A 20,500-nucleotide genomic window follows, 5' to 3' on the forward strand; every position below is an offset into this window, starting at 1 on the left:
TGAGACCGCGGGTTCGAGTCCCGTTGTCCGCTCTAGGTCCGATGAGTTATTCGACCTTACGGTGGGTTAGCCAAGCGGTTAGGCAGCGGCCTGCAAAGCCGTATAGATGAGTTCGACTCTCGTACCCACCTCGATTAAGCTTCATGCTTAATAAACAACCTGGGCGGTTGGCGCAGTGGTAGCGCACTTCCCTGACACGGAAGGGGTCACAAGTTCGAACCTTGTATCGCCCACTCGAAAGGATTGCCTTTCACGCATAATTAAAAAATTTTGGGTGATTGGCGCAGCGGCTAGCGCACTTCCTTCACACGGAAGGGGTCATAGGTTCGATTCCTATATCACCCACAATATGTTCGCAGTGTAAAAGCACTGCGTTTTTTGTTTTTGTTACTCGATTTTGGACTATAACCTAACCCTATAAACCCTATAACCCTATAATCTCATAACCACGATTTTCGCCGATTACAATGATTTTCAAACCACAAGCCTTGCGACATTCCATATTTGCATTTAATTAAATAATTAACTAGAATAGCATCTTGTTTTGCGGACATAGCTTAGTTGGTAAAGCGCAACCTTGCCAAGGTTGAGACCGCGGGTTCGAGTCCCGTTGTCCGCTCCACTTTTTTAGTATTTTGTTTATGAAATCGTGTTTCCATAATTGCTACTAGCATCGATTTTGAAAGAATGGGAATTTATGGCTGACGACGTACAATCTACCAATCAGACGACTTCTAATGAAGATAGTATGTCTACAATGGTAGATGCCATCAATTCCTTATGGCTAGAAGGCAAAATTACTTCTATTCCAAACTTTGCAAAGCATAATATTTTCACCGATTTTCCAAGCCTTCCTTCTAATACTCAGGTTGGATGGTTTAGAATTCCTGGGAAATCCTTCTGCATTTCGATTGGATTAGTTAAAAATGATGGAAAGCTTTTTCGTCAACTTGCTATTGCAGATTCAGAAGGTAGAGTTTACACGGGTGACAAAGTAACTCTTGAAGATACGTTTGAACGTCTTCCGCAACTTTCTTTTATTGAGCAATCTTCTTTTACTTTACGAAATACAACTCGTTTTTACGGAAGCTTAAAAGTACCTAAATCAAATAATATTTCAAAAAAATTCCGCAATATTTTGCAAAGTTTAAAAAGCTTGCCAAGCATGTGCTTAAAAAATAAAAACGCAGCCAACTCAGCCAACTTAGCTAACGAAAGCGCAGCAATCGCCAGCAACAACAATATTTCTATAGTAAATGGCGATATTGTTATGCAAGTTTCTTTAGAAGATGGTTTGCATCAGGTTGCTTCGTGGCTTTGCTGCACAATTGGAAAGCATAAAAGATATACGCTTGAAAGCACGCGCGTAAAATTACCTGATTCTTTGCGTTGTAATCTTACTTACGAGAATGCTATTGCAACAACATTTTTCGCAACATTTTTCATACCAGATTTAAATCAAAACTTAATAGGTTTTGGATATTCGCACGTTCTAAGAAGATTGCATACTGAAGCACCTCTTGGCGCAATAAGAAGAAGCGCTGCAGATATTGCGCACGCAAAAAAAGTTGGATTGCAAGTTTCCGGCTTAGAAAGCTACTATGAGCGAGTTATGAAAGAGGTTGGAGCATTAGATCCAACTAGAAGCTTAGAAGCTGTTCATGGCGCAGAAAGACTACATTTTAGACAAGCTCAACAAACTTCTGCACATTACTTAATTTGGGACGATTCATTAGATCCTTCCTCAGCGCTAAAAGTTTTAAGAATTGAAGGAGCGCTAAATCGTTTACAAGCAATATACCAGTTCTTACAAGCTAATTCTTTGCAGGGCGGAAAGAATTTTGAAGGAAACGTTAGCTTAGAGCGCATTGCTGCTATAGATAACGCTATGATTGAAAACCCTGCTTTTAATGCTTGTGAATCTTTTGATACGCCAAGTTTAGCAAATCCTTTACAAGACGATAGTATTCGTCCTTTGCTTCACTTATGGAATAAGGCTAGAAAATATCAGCAGTCTGCAACATTTTTGAAGCAGAATGATGCGGGAGAGTGGCTTTACCGTCAATCTCTTTCTAAACTTATTAGAAGCTTATACATGCCGTTTAGATTCGACGCAGATTTTCGCTCTAATCTAAACGATGGCAATGTGGCGATTGCTTTCACTTCTACAGGATCGTCGCTAATGCCTACAAGCAAATACGATACTTTAGAGCATAAGTGGCATAGGCTAAGTAATGTTGAAAAGTCGCGTATGGCAACCTATTACAATCTGCGATTCGGCATTATGCTTGCAACGCTCGCCTTTGGTGCAAGCGAGAAAATACAGCATGTTTCAATTAGGCTTGATTCTATTGGTTTAGAAGAAATGGTTGCAGCACAAGATAATGCAATCAGTACGCTACTAAACCGCACTATTCAAGCATTAGACAATATGAATGTAAATAATGCACCTTCAAAAGGTGATCCAAAAGACGGTGACGTTCATGGAGACCCTTCACAAATCCAAGATTTGCAACACTTACCGCTTGCAGAAGTTGTTGAAGGTGTGCAATCTTTAATTGATTCTAAGCCAGAATCTAAGTCAGATTCCAACTCAAATCCTTTAGCTGCTTTTAGCGAGCCTCCAGAAATACGTACGTTAATGACAGTAACGTTTGAACGCGAAAAATTTATTAAACATATTCGTGCGCATGGTTTGCAAAATCCAATAGAAATATATAAACAGTCCAATGCAACAATGAGCATGCACGAAGACTACACTTTAGGCTCAGTAGAAGCATCATTCGACATGCACGATACTTGCTTCGCGCCTAGAGGAGCGCAAGAAGAGCCTGAATTTTCCGACACAATATTTAGCGAAGAACAAGAAGAAATACTTGGAACATCACACGCACAAGGCTTATCAATTCAAAGAGAAGACCTTTTGCAGCAAGCTGTTACAGACTTCCACCATATTGCATCTCAGCAGATTCAAACTACAGCAGAAAAAGCTAGAGAGGCAATGAATATTATTGGGCAAATTGCAGATCCTGAGCTTAGTGAAAAAGCAGACAGTGTAACAAGAGCTCTTATTGACGAAACAGACATACCTGAACTTTCATTCAAAGCTTCGCAAAGCATACGAAACATGCGTATTAGAGTCCAAGAGCAGCTTATGGAAGGCGATATTAGCACTGCAATAGAAGAATACGAGAAAAATATTGCTAAATTCGACTCAATGTTTTCCGTAGAAAATGTTGTTCCACGCTACTTTAACTCTTATGCGGAAAGAGTTGTGTACAATCACATATTTGCAACACCAGAAGAGCATACACTACTTATTCCAGACGGATTGTTCTACGCGCACATGGAACTAGCAGACTTACTTTCGCAATTAAATAAGCATGAGGCTGCATTAAAGCACTTAAACATGATGGTTGCGTACGCTCCAACATACGCACTATCTCACTTAAAGCTTGCTGCAGAATTATCTCAAAAAGAAGACTGGCCATCTGTTATAGCAGCATGCTTAAACGCTTTGAGAGTATCTTTCGACAAAGATGATGCAGCATTCGCATACTATCGACTAGCGTACGCTGCATGGATGCAAGACAGGTTTGCACTCGCTGCAAGCGCGTATCGTATGGCTGATTATTTAGCCCCAGGAAGAATAGAACCATTGCAAATGGAACTAGAAGAACTGCTATCTAGAATGCGCTCGCAGTGTTATAAAGCTCCGGCTAATATGGACGATGTGAAGCAGAATTTTATGAATGACGATATTCCTGTTTGGCCAAATATTGAAGCCAGCCATATTATTGGTAAAGCTGCAAAACTTACGGTTGATGAAGGAATGTTTGTTATTGCAAGAACTTTGTGCGTTGCTAATATTCGCATGACTTCAAACGAAGATTTGGAAGGTGCTGTGCAATCTCAATTCTTGCGTTCACTAAATGCTTAAAATGCTAAATAGAGTAGTGGGTTACGCTAAATATTTGGGTTGAAAGGGGATTTTATGAGTGCTGCTTACAATGATGCAGCGTCACAAAGCTCTCAATGGACGCTTTTTGACGATTTTGATGAGCAAGCTGTAACTGATGAAGCGCACTCTAATGCTCATATTTGGAATCCTAATGTTGACACAGATGAGTGGATTCATAAACTAGAACCTACCGATGCGGACGCTTTAGCTCTTTCAAGTCTACAACCTACATCTCTTACCACTGAACAGGCTGCACGCTTGTGGGCAAAATTAGCAGCGTGGGCGCAATCTGATCAAATTGCCTACTATGTTGAAGATGCTCCAACAAGCTCGGATGCAGCTTATGATGCGCGTATACGAGCGTTAAGTGCTCTGGAATCAGCTTTTCCAACACTTGACACTCCGCAATCTCCGACGCACCGCGTAGGTGGAACTTTTTCCAACGATTTTACTTCGGTAAAACATCCTTCGCGAATGATGAGTTTGGATGACGTGTTTTCTATTGACGAATTACACGATTGGTACAACAGTGTTCTTCGAGATTTGCAATGGCCTGAATCCAAGCCGCTTCCTATGACATGCGAAGTAAAAATTGACGGTCTTGCGTTAAATCTTATTTACAGAAACGGCACTCTTGAGCAGGGGCTTACTAGAGGAGATGGCGTAACAGGCGAAGATATTTCTCTTAATGTTAGAACGATTGAAGCAATACCAACTCAGCTTCATGCTGAAAATCCTGACGATATTCCTGAATTTGTTGAAATTCGCGGCGAAGTTTTTATGAAATGGGCTGATTTTCGTAAGCTTAACGAGGAGCAGGAAGACGCTGGAAAAGCAGCTTTTGCAAATCCTAGAAATGCTGCTGCAGGTTCGCTTCGTCAAAAAGATCCGCGCATTACCGCAACTCGTCATTTAAGCTTCTTCGCGCACGGCTTGGGGGAACTCCGTTGGAAATCAAGCTCAAGTCATGCTAATAGTGAAACAACTTTTAACCAGTCTGACGCATACAATTTTTACAAACAGTGGGGTGTTCCAGTTTCTCCATACACGCGTAGAGTAACTAATTTTGCCGAAATACAAGACATGATTGATTATTATGGCGAACATAGGGCAAATATTTTGCACGCATTGGATGGAATTGTTGTAAAGGTTGATGACCGCGCATTGCAGCGTAATCTTGGAGCAACTTCAAGAGCACCAAGATGGGCTATTGCATATAAGTATCCGCCGGAGGAAGTTAACACTTATTTGAAGGATATTGTTGTTCAAGTTGGAAGAACAGGAAGAGTTACGCCTGTAGCAATCCTTGAGCCTGTAACTGTTGCAGGTTCTACTATTTCCAGAACAACTCTTCATAACGCTTACGAAGTTGAGCATAAAAACGTGCTTATTGGCGATACTGTTGTGGTTCGCAAAGCTGGAGATGTTATTCCTGAATTAGTTGGTCCTGTTTTAAAAGCACGAGAAGGCCGTGAAAACCAATTACGAAAATTTGTTATGCCTGAGTATTGCCCTTCTTGCGGAGCAAAATTAGCTCCAGCAAAACAGGGGGATAAAGATATTCGCTGTCCTAATGTGGAAAACTGCCCAGCTCAGCTTACTGAACGTATTATTCACTTGGCTTCTAGGCAGGCTTTTGATATTGAGAATTTGGGAGATAACGCCGCTTTAGCTCTTACAAATCCTGAAGATTCTAGGCCATCTACCGCTGAAGTTTACTGCCCAGATATTGATAAGATTGTGGTTCAAAGAGGCTCAATGCAGCAGCCTTATGTTCCTCCTGCTAATTTAACGTTACCTAAGCCTCAAATTCCTGTGCTTAAAAGCGAATCTGGAATTTTTAGCATAACAGCTAACGATTTACAAAATGTTATGGTTTGGAAGGAAATTCCGCTTGTTGAAGAATGGCAAGAAGTAGGAAAAGACGGAAAATTAAAAAAGCATACTCGAAAAATTGGGGGATCTGGTCTTTGGAGGCAAGTGCGAGCATTCTGGACGCGCACAATTGAAGCAAAATTTGCTGAATCTTCTAGCCAAAACATTGAAACTGAAGCTTTGGATCAGAACAGTGAATTTGATTCTAAGTATCCAGAATTTCAGGTTCCAAAAGATGCTCGAGTAGTTTTTTGGAAAACTAAACGAGCTTCAAATAATGCAAAAGAAACAATTAACGTTCCGTGGTACACAAGACCATCGGAAACTACTCGTAGCATGCTTGAAGAAATAGCCCAAAAAGGCAAAAATGCTGCCCTGTGGCGCGTTTTAGTTGCGCTTTCTATTCGTAGACTAGGCCCACCAACAGCGCGTCTGATAGCGGCAAAATTAGGATCTTTAGAAAATATTGCAAATACTTCAGTTGAAGAACTTACTAAGATTGATGGCGTTGGTCCAGAAATTGCTCAAGCTGTTTACGACTGGTTTAAGCAAGCAAAAGATAGTAGCAACTGGAGATTTGAAGTTTTGCACGCTTGGCAAGAAGTAGGGGTAGTTGGAAAAGTTGAAACATCATCCCTTGCTCAAACTCTAGCTGGTAAAACTGTTGTTGTAACAGGATCTTTGCAAGGCTTTAGTAGAGATGAAGCAAAGGAAGCAATAGTGTCTCGAGGCGGTAAAGCTTCAGGATCAGTTAGTAAAAACACGTACTGCGTAATTTTGGGAGAAAATGCTGGTTCTAAAGCAACCAAAGCTCAAGAACTTTCTATTCCAATGCTTAACGAAAATCAGTTTAGTGTTCTTTTGGAAACTGGAAGCGTGGAAGAAGCTCTACAAAAAGCTAGCGAAAATTCTCTTGATATTAATGACTAAGGAATCATAACATAAATGAACACGAGCGAACTCGAAACACGCGTTTACGATTTGCTGGGTAGCGTTATTGATCCAGAATTAGGCCGTTCAGTTACAGAACTAAATATGGTAACTGGCGTTAGTGTTAGTGAAGCTGAAAATTTAGATGCTTCTAAACCGGTTTATAACGTAAGAATAAAGCTTGAACTTACTGTACCAAACTGCCCATTGGCTGAAATTATTACAGAACGAGTAAAAGAAGCTGTATCTAAATATCCTCAAGCAACTCTTATAGCGCATGTTACTTCTAGCGCAATGAGTAAAGATAAGCTAGAAAAACTAGTAGAAGATTTGAAGGCTGAGCGCAGAGAAAATCCTTTTAACAAAGCTGGTACGCGTACGAAAATTTTTGCTATTGCTTCAGGAAAAGGCGGCGTTGGAAAATCTTCTATAACTGCTAATTTGGCCGCAACTTTTGCAGCTTTAGGATACGATACTGCAGCAATCGACGCGGACGTATACGGTTTTTCTTTGCCGCGCATGTTTGGAGTAAACTCTCAGCCAACTAATCTTAACGGCATGCTTATGCCAGTTGTCTCTTGGGGAGTAAAGCTTATTTCAATCGGCATGTTTGCTGGAACTGATCGTGCTATTTTGTGGAGAGGACCGCGTTTACAGCGTTCGCTAGAACAGTTTCTTTCAGACGTTTGGTGGGGAAGTCCAGATGTTCTTTTGCTTGATTTAGCACCTGGTACAGGAGATATGGCACTTGCTGTGGCTCAAACTTTACCAAACGTTGAGCTTGTTGTTGTTACAACACCTCAACCTAGTGCGTCGGACGTGGCGGTTAGGGCAGGTCTTATGGCTTTGCAAATTCCTGTGAGTGTTCGAGGCGTTGTTGAAAATATGAGCTGGTTTGAAAATAATGGCGAGCGCTTGGAAATATTCGGCTCCGGAGGCGGAAAAAGAGTTAGCGAACAGCTTTGTGAAGCTCTTCATACTAATGTTCCTCTTTTAGCTCAGCTTCCTCTTGACCCAACTCTTAGAGAAATTGGCGAAGCAGGACGTCCTGCGGTTCTAAACGAAGACGGCAAGTTAGATGATTCACAGCTTGCTAATACTTTTGTGCAACTTGCTAAATCTTTAATGGAAGAATCTAATCAAAAATAAATATGGGGCCGCTTGATTTTTCAAGAAACCCCATATTTTTATTTAATTTATAAAACTAATTACTTAACAGCATTAAGCCACTGTTCTTTAGTTGCTTTTTCAGCTTCCAACTTAGCTTTACGCTTCTTGTCAGTTTCTTTAGCAATAGCAGCGTTAAGCTCTTCGAGCTGCGCTTCCAATTGCAAAGCAAAGCTGGACTTACGAGCGTTAGCTTCAGGATCAGCATCTCTCCAAGCAGCCTCTTCAACAGCCTTAATCTTCTTATCAACATCATTCAAGCGAGCCTCAATGCGACGCATATCTTCTCGAGGAACAAAGCCAATCGCATCCCACTCTTCTTGAATTTCAGACAAAGCTTTACGAGCCTTCTTAGCAGCTTCCTCATTTTCTACAGGCAGCAACGCTTCTGCTTTTACAAGCAAAGCTTCCTTCTTAACGAGATTCTCATGCTCTCCAGCATTCAACTTTTCGCGATCAGCCTGTCGAGCATGGTAGAAAGCGTCAGCAGCCTCACGGAACTTAGCCCACAAAGCATCATCATGCTGACGTCCAGCATTACCAGCCTTCTTCCAACGATCCATCAAAGCGTTAAACTTAGTAGAAGTTTCACGCCAGTCAGTTGAATCCTTCAAGCTTTCAGCTTCAGTAATAATTGCTTCCTTAAGCTGCTTAGCGTTATTACGCACGTGCTCACGTTCTTTAACCCAAGAATTACGAGCCTGGGAGAATGCGGAACGAGCCTTAGAGAAACGCTGCCACAAAGCGTCTGCATCAGCCTTATTCAAATGAATGGTAGTGCGCTGATGTTCCTGCCATTCGTCGAAAAGAGAGCGAAGCTTATCGTTAAGCTCGCGCCAATTTGTTGAATCGCCCATTTTAGCAACCAATGCTTCAGCGCGTTCTACAATATTTGCACGCTCTGTCAAAGCTTTTTCAAGAGCCTCTTTACGAGCTTTTGCAATTTCTTCTTTCTTTTCATCTCCCTTTGCTTTAAGCTCGGCGTGTCGCGCACGCAAAGCAGCAAGGTCACCAACGGCTGCAGGCTCAGCTAATTCTTCTTGCAGAGTGTTAAGCGTTTCATCAATTTCCTTCACTTTTACGTTGGTTGATTCCAACCTTTTAGCGAATAAATCGAGCTTAATCTTCAAATCAAGGTAGCGGTGAATGTAGAAAGTCAATGCTTCTTCAGGAGTTCCAGTGGAGTATTGACCAACCTCACGTTCAGTACCGTTTTCAGTAACATAAACAGTGCCATTTTCATCAACACGGCCAAAGTTTTTTGCGGATTTAATATCCTCTTCGTTATAAGAAATAGTTGGTGCTTGAGCAACAACACGAGTCTTATGCGCGAAGCTTGCAGGCGATGGAGCAAGTGGCTTTGGCGCGGTAGTAGTTTTAGTAGTTTCTTCAGGTTTAGTCTGTTCGGTCACGGTCGACTCCTTACAGCAGATGCACGGTAACAATGTTACGAATAAGTATGACGGTAAGCCATGATTTTTCCGCAACACCACCTATTATAGTGGACATGGTACAAGGCTCATCTATATCAGGTTTCCCTGAATGGCTTCCTAGTGAACGCGCTGTTGAACAGCGAGTAGTAGATACACTTCGAGAAGTCTTTGAACTAAACGGTTTTATTGGCATAGAAACGCGTGCCGTAGAACAGGGTTCAAGTTTGTTGAAAAAAGGCGAAACAAGTAAAGAAATTTATTTATTGTCAAGATTGCAAGAAGTTGGTCACGAATCTGACACTCCTGTGGAAGAACGAATTGGCTTGCATTTTGATTTAACAGTTCCGCTTAGCCGTTACGTTGTTGAACATACTGGAGATTTAACATTCCCGTTTAAACGCTGGCAAATGCAAAAGGTTTGGCGAGGGGAGCGTCCTCAAGAAGGTCGTTTCCGCGAGTTTGTTCAAGCAGATATTGATGTTGTTGGCAACGGGGAACTTCCTTCTCATTACGAAGTTGAATTGCCTTTGGTTATGGTTGAAGCTCTCGAGCGATTGAGAGAATTTGGTTTACCAAAAGCTACAGTTCACGCAAATAATCGTAAGCTTTCCGAAGGTTTTTACCGCGGTATTGGTTTAACAGATATTGAAGGTGTTCTTCGCGAAATCGACAAGCTAGACAAAATTGGTGCAGAAGAAGTATCTAAACTTCTTATAAAAGAGTGCGGATCTAATGAGTCTCAAGCTGCTGCCTGCTTAGAATTAGCTGAGCTTACTGCAAAAACTGGGGAAGAACTAAAGTCTAGCTTTGAATCTCTATGCAATAAACACAATATTTCTACGAGCGAAGATAACGAATCGTATGCCTTGGCTACAGAAGGTGTTGAAACGCTCGCAATGATTGTTGACGAAGCTGCACGAATTCGTCCGGGCGCTGTTGTTGCAGATTTGAAGATTGCTAGAGGACTTGACTACTACACTGGTTCCGTTTACGAAACTTTCCTCGATAATGCAGCATCTTTAGGCTCTATTTGCTCTGGCGGCCGCTACGATAATCTTGTTTCTCAAGGCAAAAAGAAGTATCCAGGCGTCGGTCTTTCTATTGGATTGTCTCGCTTGGTTTCTTACATGCTTCACAGCGCTGGTGCTACAGTTTCTAGAATTTCTCCTGCAGCAGTTCTTGTGGCAGTTTGGAATGAGGAAGATCGTCCTGCATGCAATGAGATTGCTAGGAAGCTTCGCGAGCGCGGTATTGCAACAGATGTTGCACCAACTGCAGCAAAGCTCGGTAAGCAAATCAAGTATGCAGATAAGCTGGGTATTCCTTACGTATGGTTCCCAGCAGACAGCACCGAGTCTGAGTCTTCCAAAGACGAGGTAAAAAATATTATTACTGGCGAGCAGACGGTAGCAGACGCCACGTCGTGGCAACCGGATACTGTTTATGCCCGGCAGACAGTTTCTTGCGCTAAATAATATTCGTGCGAAATTGCTTGAATATTAAACGCAATTTATGTCAACAAAAATGAATACACCATTATTAGAACGTAGAGGAAGTGGACTTATGAGCCAGACGGCGTATCGTACACATCATGCCGTTGAAGTGACTGAAGAATTAGTCGGGCAAAAAGTAACCATTGCTGGTTGGGTTGATCGTCGCCGTGACCACGGTGGCGTTGCCTTTGTTGATGTCCGTGATAACACAGGCTTGGTGCAGGTTGTTATTTATGATGAGGAAACTGCACGCCCGCTTAGAAGCGAGTTTGTTGTGCAGGTAACCGGCGAGGTTCGCTTGCGCCCGGATGGTAATGAGAACGACCACTTAGCAACAGGTAAAATTGAGATTGTTGCTCAAACTGTTACGATTCTCGCTAAATCCGACGCTCTTCCATTCCAGGTTTCTACTGCTTTGGAAAACGAGTCCGAAAACAAGCTTCCTAGCGAAGATGTTCGTTTGAAGTATCGCTACCTTGATTTGCGTCGCCCATCTATGCAGCGCAATCTAAAGCTCCGTTCTAACATGGCTAAAGCTGCTCGTCACGCTTTGGAAGATATGGACTTTACGGAAGTTGAAACTCCAACCTTTATTAAGTCCACTCCAGAAGGCGCTCGAGACTTTGTTGTTCCAGCACGTTTAGTTCCAGGCTCTTGGTATGCGCTTCCACAGTCTCCACAGCTCTTAAAGCAGCTTCTCATGGTTTCTGGCGTTGAACGCTACTATCAGCTTGCTCGCTGCTACCGCGACGAAGACTTCCGTGCTGATCGTCAGCCTGAGTTCACTCAGCTCGATATGGAAATGAGCTTTGCAAGTCAGGAAGACGTTATGGCTATGGCTGAGCGCGTTATTGCTGCTATTTGGAAGGAAGCAGGTCACGAAATCACTCTTCCTTTGCCTCGTATTACTTGGCAGGAAGCTATGGATAAGTATGGTTCCGATAAGCCAGATTTGCGTTTTGGAAACCCACTTATTGAGTTGACTGACTTCTTTAAGAACACTCCATTCCGCGTGTTCCAAGCCTCATATGTTGGCGCTGTGCTGTTTAAGGGCGGCGCTGATACTCCTCGTCGCCAGTTTGACGCATGGCAGGATTGGGCTAAGCAGCGTGGAGCTAAGGGATTGGCTTACGTAGTCTTCGGCGAAGACGGCGAGCTTAAAGGCCCTGTTGCTAAGAATCTTAGCGAAGAAGAGCGCGCAGGACTCAAAGAAGCTGTTGGAGCAGAAGATGGCGACGCAGTATTCTTTGCAGCAGGCTCTCGCGAGTCTTCCCAGCTTTTGCTTGGTGCAGTGCGAGTTGAACTTGCTAGCCGCGCAGGGTTGCTTCACCCAGATGAGTTTGCTTTCACTTGGGTTGTTGACTTCCCACTGTTTAAGCGCACTGACGATCCAGATGACGACGACGTTGCAGTTGGCCATTCTAAGTGGACTTCTATGCACCATCCGTTCACAATGCCATCTGCTGATTGGATTGACAAGTTCGATAAAGATCCAGAGCATGCAATGAGCGATTCTTACGATATTGTGTGCAACGGTAACGAAATGGGCGGCGGCTCTGTTCGTATTCACCGCGACGATATTCAAGACCGCGTTCTTAACGTTCTTGGAATCGACAAGGCTGAAGCTGACGAAAAGTTCGGCTTCTTGCTTGAAGCTTTCAAGTACGGTGCTCCGCCTCACGCTGGTATTGCTTTGGGCTGGGATCGTACTGCTGCAATTTTGGCAGGCGCAAGCTCGATTCGCGACGTAATCGCCTTCCCTAAGGCTGGCGGCGGTAGAGACCCTCTAACTGGCGCTCCAGCTCCAATTTCTGACGAGCAGCGTGCAGAAACTGGCGTTGACTACGATCCAGAAGAAGACGAGTAAATAAAATCTACTCGTAACATATTGTTACAAAGCCGTTGATTGTTGATTTAATAATCCTCAATCAGCGGCTTTTTTGTAACCTAAGAGTAACAAAACGTAACGGTGGCGATAAATAACCGTAACACAGCTTAGCTAGACTTCTTTTTATGGATAAGCAAGTATCAAAGTCAGATCCAAACGCCGAGGATATGACTAATAGCACTTCTAAAGTGCTCAAAGCGGCAAATCCCCTTGTAGAATTAAGCCATGTCGAAAAGCATTTCGGAAAATTACATGTGCTTAAAGATATTAATCTCACTGTCAATAAAGGCGAAGTTCTCGTTATTATTGGCCCATCCGGTTCTGGAAAATCAACAATGTGCCGTACAATCAACCGTCTTGAAACAATTGATTCGGGAGATATTCGCATAGACAGCAATCCACTTCCACAGGAAGGCAAAGAGCTTGCATCCTTGCGCGCAGAAGTTGGAATGGTATTCCAGTCATTTAATCTTTTTGCAAACAAAACGATTCTTGAAAACGTTACTCTTGCACCAATGAAAGTTCGTCACATGGATCAGCAAAGCGCTGAAACTCTTGCCATGGAATTACTCACTAGAGTAGGCGTATACAATCAGGCTAATAAAATGCCTTCGCAACTTTCAGGCGGACAGCAGCAGCGCGTAGCAATCGCTCGAGCGCTCGCAATGCAACCAAAAGTTATGCTTTTTGACGAACCAACTTCCGCACTCGACCCAGAAATGGTTAACGAAGTACTGGATGTTATGGTTGAGCTTGCAAAAGAAGGCATGACAATGATTTGTGTTACGCACGAAATGGGCTTTGCTCGTAAAGCTGCTGACAGAATTGTGTTTATGGCCGATGGTCAAATCCTCGAGCAGGGTACTCCAGAAGAATTCTTCGAGCATCCAAAAACTGATCGAGCAAAAGATTTCCTTTCCAAGATTCTTACGCACTAATAGCGCTTTTTTCAATTTCGTTTTAGCTTAAACGCCAAAACATGCGAAAACAGTTCTTATGAAGGGAAAAGATATGAAAATATTACATAATCGCATTTTTCGTGCGATACTAGCGATGCTTTGTACCGTATGCTGCGTTATGCCGCTTACAGCTTGCGATCGTAGCGATGGTAAAAAAGTAATACGCATTGGTATTAAATTCGATCAGCCTGGTATGGGTTTCAAAAAATCAGGAACTTACGTTGGTTTCGACGTTGACGTTGCTAAGTATGTTGCCAAAAAGCTCGGCTATTCAGAAGATCAAATCGTATGGAAAGAATCACCATCTAAGCAGCGTGAAACAATGCTTCAAAACGGTGATGTCGATATGATTGTTGCAACATATTCCATTACTGACGCTCGCAAGAAAATGGTTTCGTTTGCAGGACCTTACTTTATTGCCGGCCAAGATTTGCTAGTTCGCAAAGGCGAGCATAAAGTAAATGGCCCGAACGATTTAGACGGTAAGCGTTTATGCTCAGTATCTGGTTCAACATCCGCAATAGTTGTTAAAGAAAAGTTCTCTTCAAAAGTACAACTTATGCAACAGCCAGGCTACGCGGAATGTGCAACTGCATTATTCTCAGGCATTGTGGATGCTGTAACTACCGACGATATTATTCTTGCTGGCCTAGCTACAGCTTCTAGAGGCCGTTTAAAGCTTGTTAGCAAGCCATTTACCGCAGAATATTACGGAATTGGCATCAAAAAAGGAAATACTAGCTTAGCTAAGAAAATTAACGCCGCATTAAAAGACATGATTCGTAACGGATCTTGGAAGCGAGCTCTAGACGATAATTTGCGCGGAACTGGTTTTAAGCCAAACGCAAAGTATAATCCGCCAATTCCTCAAGAGGGGGAGATGTAATATGCAAGATTTCGTGCAACTTTTTACCTCCTACAATATTCCAGGAGCATTCTTGGTCAATATTGAAATCACCTTATGGAGTGTACTGTTTTCAACAATAATTGGTGTAATACTTGTTACGATGCGCATTTGCCCTGTGGCTTCTTTGCGCATGGTTGCAACCGCCTATGTTGAGCTTTTCAAAAACATGCCTCTTACAATCATCATGGTTTTCATGGTGTTAGGCGTGTACGCTCAGCTTAAGCTTGGTTTCTCACCAATTTTTGAAGTGAATTTCTTCTGGCTTGCAATTGCTGGATTATCACTATATACGGCAGCGTTTGTGTGCGAATCTTTAAGATCCGGACTTAACACTGTTCCGGTTGGTCAAGCTGAAGCCTGCCGCGCTCTTGGATTAAACTTCTTCCAGTCGGCAACGCAAATAATTTTGCCACAAACATTCTGCGGCTCTGTTGCACCTTTGGGTAACACTTTTATTGCATTGCTTAAAAATTCTACAGTTGCTGCAGCAGCATCTGTTGCAACAGAAACTTCAACAATGATGAGCGAAATGATTGAGAAGCACGCAGATTTAATCGTACCAATCTTCTTAATATTCGCCTTAGGATACATCATCCTCATTATTCCTATTGGAATTTTGACAACGTATCTGTCTAACAAGCTTGCTGTAAGAAGGTGATAGTGATGGCTAAACAACGTGAACAATCGTTATTATTTGACGCTCCAGGTCCTAAAGCTCTTAGGAAGATTCGAGTAGCAAATATTATTGCAGCCTGCGTGTTTGCTGTATTCGTTATTGCTGTACTAATGCGACTTAGCAATCCACCAGAAGGAGAAAACCAGCTTTCTTGGGTATTGTGGAATCCAGCTATTGAATCTGAAGCATGGGTTGATTTCTATCTTCCGGGATTATGGATGACTTTGAAAGCTTCTATGCTTGCTGTAGTAGGTTCCATAATATTCGGCTTATTCTTTGGATTGTGCCGTCTTTTACCTAATTTCATTATTCGTAGTATTTCTGCAGTAATAGTTGAGTTCTGCCGAGCCGTACCAGTATTAATGCTTATGATTTTCTTGTGGAGAGCATTTGCACTTTCTGGCATGAAAGAGGCATCGTACTGGGCTGTAGTTCTAGCTTTGATTATGTACAACGGCTCCGTTGTTGCCGAGCTTGTTAGAGCAGGCGTTGGTAATCTGCCAAACGGACAACGCGAAGCTTCGTTAGCATTAGGCTTAAGCGAATACCAATCCCTTACACAAATCGAAATGCCACAGGCTATTATTGCTATGATGCCTGCTGCAGTAACTCAGCTTGTTGTTGTTTTGAAGGATACTGCTCTTGGTTCGATTATTATGTACACTGATTTACTCCAGGAATCGCGTCGACTTGGATCAATGTACTTTAATATTTTGCAAACTTTAAGCGTGGCAGCAGTTATATACTTCCTGATTTGCCTTGCGCTATCTTGGTTTGCAGAATGGCTCCCAGCTCACTTGAAGAATCGCACTGCGGCTCCAACAGAGGCAGACCCTGTTGCACCAATTGCTATTATGGATCCTTCTAACGTGAACCAGATGGCTGTGGCTAACGAGGTTAAAGAGCTACCTTATGGTGGTACTCCTCGTAAGTATCACGTCCATCACCGTGGAACTAACGCTTCTATCCATCATTGGCGTAGAACTCGCTACATACAAGGCTATGATGAGCATCACTTAAAAACTGGCGACGAGACAGAAGGAAATCTTAAGAATGCTCAAAGCAATTTTGGCAACAAATCAAAAAATAAGCCAAAGGATAATCATAAAGATATTAAAAAAGATAATCCAAAAGCTTAGCTTGTAGCTAAAATTTGTAGCAAAATTTAGGAAGCGTAGTTAGTGACTTTAGTTGCTGACTACGCTTTTTGTAGCTAAACTATTAGGGTCATAAACTATTTATGGCCACATGCATACAAGGAGGCTAATACATGGATGGCGCGTTTGAATTGTCCGCTGCAAAGATGCGCGAACAAGGAATGAGCGAAATTGCTATTGAACAATTTGAGCACTTGTATAACGTTTGGAGCGTAAATAAATCTGGGGATAATTCAGGGGAGTTTATTCGCGAAAGCACAATTGAGCCTATTAAAAGCGTTCCAACTTTTCACGAAATTTACGAAACTATAGATCATGATAAAGCAGTGAACGCATTCGCAAAAACAGCGTTTATTAAACTGAACGGCGGCTTGGGAACTTCTATGGGATTGTCTTGCGCAAAATCTTTACTACCAGTTCGCAGACATAAAGCTCGTCAAATGCGCTTTATTGATATTATTATCGGCCAGGTTCTTACAGCACGTCAGCGTTTAGGAGTTGAGCTTCCACTGATTTTTATGAACTCTTTCCGCACTTCTCACGATACTTTGCAAGTTCTAAAACGCAATCGTAAGTTTATTCAGGAAGATATTCCAGTTGAAATTATTCAGCATCAAGAGCCTAAACTTGTTGAAGAAACAGGAGAGCCGGTTTCTTACGAAAAAGATCATTGCCTTGAATGGTGCCCTCTTGGACATGGTGATATTTTTTCAACTCTTTGGGAATCTAAATTATTACAAACTTTAAAAGAGCACGGTATTGAGTATTTGTTTATCTCAAATTCCGACAACTTAGGCGCAAGACCTTCAAGAACACTTGCACAGCATTTTGAAAATACTGGCGCTCCAATCATGATTGAAGTTGCAAAACGAACCCAATCTGATCGAAAAGGTGGGCATATTGTTCGAGATGCTCAAACTGGAAGATTAATGCTTCGCGAAATGACACAGGTTCATCCGGAAGATCGCAGAAGTGCGCAAAGTATTAAAAAGCATCCATATTTTAATACGAATAATATTTGGGTTCGTGTTGACGCGTTGCAAAAAAAGCTGGAAGAACATGATGGAATTTTGCCACTTCCTGTTATTTGTAACAGAAAGACAGTTGACCCAACTGACGAAACAAGCACTCCAGTAGTTCAATTAGAAACAGCAATGGGCGCTGTTGCATCGCTTTTTGACGAAGCACTTTGCGTGGAAGTAGACCGTATGCGTTTCTTGCCTGTTAAAACCACAAATGACTTGTTTATTATGCGATCCGACAGATTCCATCTTACTGATTCTTACGAGATGGAAGATGGAAATTACATATTCCCAGATATTGATTTGGATCCACGCTATTACAAGAACATAAACGATTTTGACGAGAGATTCCCATACTCAGTACCAGCTTTAGCTGCTGCAAAATCGGTTACTATTAGAGGAGATTGGACTTTTGGCAACCAGGTATCAATGTTTGCTGATGCAGTATTAGAAGACACTGGTGAGCCAAGTTATGTTCCAAATGGAGAATTTGTTGGACCGCAAGGAATTGAACCAGATTCATGGGTTTAGTATGGCGTGTCGCGAAAAAATGGCGTATTTTCAACGTTGTTTGTGTTTGTGTGAACAAAAAATATAGAATTATTGTAACTTTTTTCAAAAAATGTCCACACGTACCGCAAAACACCATTAAAATAGAAAAGGTTGTGTAATAGTGCAACGCAAATAAAACCGCATTTTGTGAGTTTTGCATGCACTTACACATAAGTAAACAGATTTCAAACATGATACGTGAGGACCAATGGTAGAAGGAAGCAACGGAAGGCGACGTTTTTCCGACAAATGGGGCAAACACGAGCTCGATGTGCTCGCTGTATTGTCTTCCGCATTCCCGCAATGGCTGACTTCGCGGCAAATTGCACAACGCGTTAAAGCATACGCAGATTCTTATGGTGAGCTTGCTGACCAAGCAGCCAAAGCAGCATTCGCAAAACAATTCCAGCGAGATCGCGCAAAACTAGCTGCTATGGGAATTGCAATCGAGTCTAGGCAGCCTGAATACTCATCGAAGTCCGAAGGTCAAGACTTTGCTTCATATCGTTTGCAATTAGGCGATGAGCCTCGCGTGCGTTTACGTTTTGACCAATCTGAATTGCCAGTGTTAGCAGCGGCAAATTATCTTGCTCGCTCAATGTCTATTTCTTCTATTGAATCGGATCAGCACGAGCAACAGCGTACTTCTCGCACAGCTCCACGAGTTCCTCAAACTCCTATTCCTGGATTAGGTTTGGATTCTATTGCGCCTGGTTTAGGTACTCAAATGCTTCCTGATTCTTTGGTGAAAGTTATTGATTCTCGTCGTTTTGCGGCAACAGTTGACGTTGACGGAGAACACTTAAACGTTGCTTATACAGATGCAGACGATTTAGCGATGTTTGTGCTAGAGCATCCAGGCTCAAGCGTTGTAAGCCCACAAGAGGCAGTTGACGCTTTCCACCGTCGCTTGCACGCAGCTGTAGATTTTGCAGCATGCAACGAAAATAACAAACTTAATAGCGAAGAAAATAACGAAGCACCTTTGCAGAATACTGAAGCTCAAGATTCTGAAGCAGATAAATCTCACGCAAAGAAAGGCTCATCCTTCCAAACGGGTAGCGAAGTTGACCGTCGTTTGCGTTTGATGCTTTTCTTATCTGCCCATCTTGGAGAAGAATTCCCATTAAACGAACTAGCTGAGCGTTTTATTGGAAAGCCAAAGAATGAGGATGAGCTTCGTCGTTTCGTTACGATTCTTCACAAAGATATTAATACGCTTACTACTGTTTCCGACGATGGCGAAATGGCAGGCAGCCAATTCTTTGACATTGATTGGACTCTTCTTGAAAACGAGGGCATTGTTTCTGCAACAAACTCTTTGGGTTTGGAGCGTCTTGCCGGTATTTCTCAACAGTATTTGAGTATGCTAACTGCATCTGCTAACTATTTGGCGCACTCTCTACTGTTGCCAGTTGAGCAGCGAGCGCAAGCTGAATCGTTGTATAAGCGTCTTCGCCGCCACGTGCTTCCAGGCCAAACTCCTTGGCTAAGCTTAACAGGCTACGAAATCGAGCCTCGCAATTGCTCGATTGTGCGTAGTGCTATTAACGCCTCCGCCTTGTTGGATATGGAGTATACCGATGGAGCTGGCCGTATTCGACGCAAAGTTGTGGCTCCTTCGAAAATTTATGTTGATGAAGGCGTTTACTACGTTGCCGTTTGGACTGACGTTGAGAATCAAACACCTGAAGATAAGCGCGAGTTTGTTTCTAAAGATACGACTATTAACAAGGCAAATGGCTTACCTCGAATTTGGCAGGTGCTTCGCGTAGCTAGAATCGAGCGTGCGGAAGTTGTGGAGCCTGTGTCTAAATTAGAAATTCCAGACGTTCCAGTTAGCGAGCTTCGTAAGTGGAGTTTTGACAATGGTACTGAAACCTGCTTCACTACTGACGAAACAGAGCTTAATTTCTTAAAGAATTTATCTGGAGCTACTATTAAACCTTGCGGAAACGGGGTTGAGGTTCATCTTACGGTTTCTTCAGATTCTTGGTTCGTTGCATTCTGTATTGCTCATGCTCGCCACATTACTGCTGTTGCTCCAGAAACATTGCGCAGTATGATTATTGCCCGCGCACAGCGTGAATTAAGCGTTAATCACGCTGATAGCACGAACTCGGAGGAGTAATATGCCATGGTGGATTTGGCTAGTCATTACAGTGTTTATGCTGTGCATGATTGCCGCCGGAGTAGTGGTAGTTGTTTTAAGCGCAATAAAACTAGCTAGGACTTGCGTTAACTTTACAGATAGTGCAGCCTCTAAGTTTGAAGCTTTGAACGAGTCTAATGAAAACGACGACGAGCCTAAAGATCCTCTTTTTACTCTGCCTATTCAAAAAGCTGCAGAACGTTATGAAAAAACCAGAGAAAAAGTGCTTGAACGCCATCAAAAAATTCGCGAAAATCATCGTAAAATATGGCAGCACTGGGATGAAAAATCTCTTCGAGAAGAAGATATTAAACTATAAAGCTCATAA

13 protein-coding genes and 4 tRNA genes are annotated in these 20,500 nt (G+C 42.5%); 16 read left to right on the top strand and 1 reads right to left on the bottom strand.

Annotated elements, in window-relative coordinates:
• Nucleotides 1-60: 60 nt before the first annotated feature.
• The 7 genes from ACJV7B_RS04035 to ACJV7B_RS04065 all read left to right on the top strand — a co-directional run bounded on the left by ACJV7B_RS04035 (nucleotide 61) and on the right by ACJV7B_RS04065 (nucleotide 7,915).
• Nucleotides 61-131 (top strand) — tRNA-Cys (locus tag ACJV7B_RS04035).
• A gap of 30 nt (nucleotides 132-161) precedes the next feature.
• Nucleotides 162-233, top strand: a tRNA-Val gene (locus tag ACJV7B_RS04040).
• A gap of 39 nt (nucleotides 234-272) precedes the next feature.
• Nucleotides 273-345, top strand: a tRNA-Val gene (locus ACJV7B_RS04045).
• 201 nt (nucleotides 346-546) lie between these two features.
• Nucleotides 547-622 (top strand) — tRNA-Gly (locus tag ACJV7B_RS04050).
• A 75-nt stretch (nucleotides 623-697) separates the two neighbouring features.
• Entirely contained in the window at nucleotides 698-3,940 is a 3,243-nt protein-coding gene (locus tag ACJV7B_RS04055; protein ID WP_419389027.1) for a tetratricopeptide repeat protein, read from the top strand.
• A gap of 54 nt (nucleotides 3,941-3,994) precedes the next feature.
• Complete coding sequence (ligA, locus tag ACJV7B_RS04060) at nucleotides 3,995-6,766, top strand: NAD-dependent DNA ligase LigA (protein WP_419389028.1); 2,772 nt, start codon at nucleotides 3,995-3,997, stop codon at nucleotides 6,764-6,766.
• A 15-nt stretch (nucleotides 6,767-6,781) separates the two neighbouring features.
• Nucleotides 6,782-7,915, top strand: a complete 1,134-nt coding sequence (locus ACJV7B_RS04065) for an Mrp/NBP35 family ATP-binding protein (RefSeq protein WP_419389029.1) — start codon at nucleotides 6,782-6,784, stop codon at nucleotides 7,913-7,915.
• 59 nt (nucleotides 7,916-7,974) lie between these two features.
• Here the strand turns inward: ACJV7B_RS04065 and ACJV7B_RS04070 are convergent, their stop codons facing one another.
• Nucleotides 7,975-9,345 (bottom strand): DUF349 domain-containing protein, encoded by a 1,371-nt coding sequence (locus ACJV7B_RS04070; RefSeq protein WP_419389030.1) that lies wholly within the window; start codon nucleotides 9,343-9,345, stop codon nucleotides 7,975-7,977.
• A 95-nt stretch (nucleotides 9,346-9,440) separates the two neighbouring features.
• Between ACJV7B_RS04070 and hisS the strand changes: the two genes are divergently transcribed.
• The 9 genes from hisS (at nucleotide 9,441) to ACJV7B_RS04115 (ending at nucleotide 20,491) form a co-directional block, all read left to right on the top strand.
• On the top strand, nucleotides 9,441-10,841 hold the full coding sequence (gene hisS, locus ACJV7B_RS04075) for a histidine--tRNA ligase (RefSeq protein ID WP_419389091.1): 1,401 nt from the start codon (nucleotides 9,441-9,443) through the stop codon (nucleotides 10,839-10,841).
• Nucleotides 10,842-10,929: 88 nt separating this feature from the next.
• Entirely contained in the window at nucleotides 10,930-12,726 is a 1,797-nt protein-coding gene (gene aspS, locus ACJV7B_RS04080) for an aspartate--tRNA ligase (RefSeq protein ID WP_119521134.1), read from the top strand.
• A 188-nt stretch (nucleotides 12,727-12,914) separates the two neighbouring features.
• Nucleotides 12,915-13,685: an amino acid ABC transporter ATP-binding protein gene (locus tag ACJV7B_RS04085; RefSeq protein ID WP_419389092.1), complete on the top strand. Its 771-nt coding sequence runs from the start codon at nucleotides 12,915-12,917 to the stop codon at nucleotides 13,683-13,685.
• Nucleotides 13,686-13,758: 73 nt separating this feature from the next.
• On the top strand, nucleotides 13,759-14,592 hold the full coding sequence (locus ACJV7B_RS04090) for a glutamate ABC transporter substrate-binding protein (RefSeq protein ID WP_419389031.1): 834 nt from the start codon (nucleotides 13,759-13,761) through the stop codon (nucleotides 14,590-14,592).
• Between the two features lies 1 nt (nucleotide 14,593).
• Nucleotides 14,594-15,271, top strand: a complete 678-nt coding sequence (locus ACJV7B_RS04095) for an ABC transporter permease subunit (protein WP_004137196.1) — start codon at nucleotides 14,594-14,596, stop codon at nucleotides 15,269-15,271.
• 5 nt (nucleotides 15,272-15,276) lie between these two features.
• Entirely contained in the window at nucleotides 15,277-16,428 is a 1,152-nt protein-coding gene (locus ACJV7B_RS04100) for an amino acid ABC transporter permease (protein WP_419389032.1), read from the top strand.
• Nucleotides 16,429-16,559: 131 nt separating this feature from the next.
• Nucleotides 16,560-17,999: a UTP--glucose-1-phosphate uridylyltransferase gene (locus tag ACJV7B_RS04105; RefSeq protein ID WP_419389033.1), complete on the top strand. Its 1,440-nt coding sequence runs from the start codon at nucleotides 16,560-16,562 to the stop codon at nucleotides 17,997-17,999.
• Nucleotides 18,000-18,228: 229 nt separating this feature from the next.
• Nucleotides 18,229-20,151: a helix-turn-helix transcriptional regulator gene (locus ACJV7B_RS04110; protein ID WP_410314333.1), complete on the top strand. Its 1,923-nt coding sequence runs from the start codon at nucleotides 18,229-18,231 to the stop codon at nucleotides 20,149-20,151.
• A gap of 1 nt (nucleotide 20,152) precedes the next feature.
• Nucleotides 20,153-20,491, top strand: a complete 339-nt coding sequence (locus ACJV7B_RS04115; protein ID WP_119521138.1) for a hypothetical protein — start codon at nucleotides 20,153-20,155, stop codon at nucleotides 20,489-20,491.
• Nucleotides 20,492-20,500: the final 9 nt, after the last annotated feature.

The organism is Gardnerella bretellae (assembly GCF_048545135.1).
GTDB lineage: Bacteria > Actinomycetota > Actinomycetes > Actinomycetales > Bifidobacteriaceae > Bifidobacterium > Bifidobacterium greenwoodii.

What these genes read in the sequence shown, in the direction of transcription:
- ACJV7B_RS04055 (WP_419389027.1), top strand. Translation starts at nt 698, where the DNA reads ATGGCTGACGACGTACAATCTACCAATCAGACGACTTCTAATGAAGAT.
- ligA (WP_419389028.1), top strand. Translation starts at nt 3,995, where the DNA reads ATGAGTGCTGCTTACAATGATGCAGCGTCACAAAGCTCTCAATGGACG.
- ACJV7B_RS04065 (WP_419389029.1), top strand. Translation starts at nt 6,782, where the DNA reads ATGAACACGAGCGAACTCGAAACACGCGTTTACGATTTGCTGGGTAGC.
- hisS (WP_419389091.1), top strand. Translation starts at nt 9,441, where the DNA reads ATGGTACAAGGCTCATCTATATCAGGTTTCCCTGAATGGCTTCCTAGT.
- aspS (WP_119521134.1), top strand. Translation starts at nt 10,930, where the DNA reads ATGAGCCAGACGGCGTATCGTACACATCATGCCGTTGAAGTGACTGAA.
- ACJV7B_RS04085 (WP_419389092.1), top strand. Translation starts at nt 12,915, where the DNA reads ATGACTAATAGCACTTCTAAAGTGCTCAAAGCGGCAAATCCCCTTGTA.
- ACJV7B_RS04090 (WP_419389031.1), top strand. Translation starts at nt 13,759, where the DNA reads ATGAAAATATTACATAATCGCATTTTTCGTGCGATACTAGCGATGCTT.
- ACJV7B_RS04095 (WP_004137196.1), top strand. Translation starts at nt 14,594, where the DNA reads ATGCAAGATTTCGTGCAACTTTTTACCTCCTACAATATTCCAGGAGCA.
- ACJV7B_RS04100 (WP_419389032.1), top strand. Translation starts at nt 15,277, where the DNA reads ATGGCTAAACAACGTGAACAATCGTTATTATTTGACGCTCCAGGTCCT.
- ACJV7B_RS04105 (WP_419389033.1), top strand. Translation starts at nt 16,560, where the DNA reads ATGGATGGCGCGTTTGAATTGTCCGCTGCAAAGATGCGCGAACAAGGA.
- ACJV7B_RS04110 (WP_410314333.1), top strand. Translation starts at nt 18,229, where the DNA reads ATGGTAGAAGGAAGCAACGGAAGGCGACGTTTTTCCGACAAATGGGGC.
- ACJV7B_RS04115 (WP_119521138.1), top strand. Translation starts at nt 20,153, where the DNA reads ATGCCATGGTGGATTTGGCTAGTCATTACAGTGTTTATGCTGTGCATG.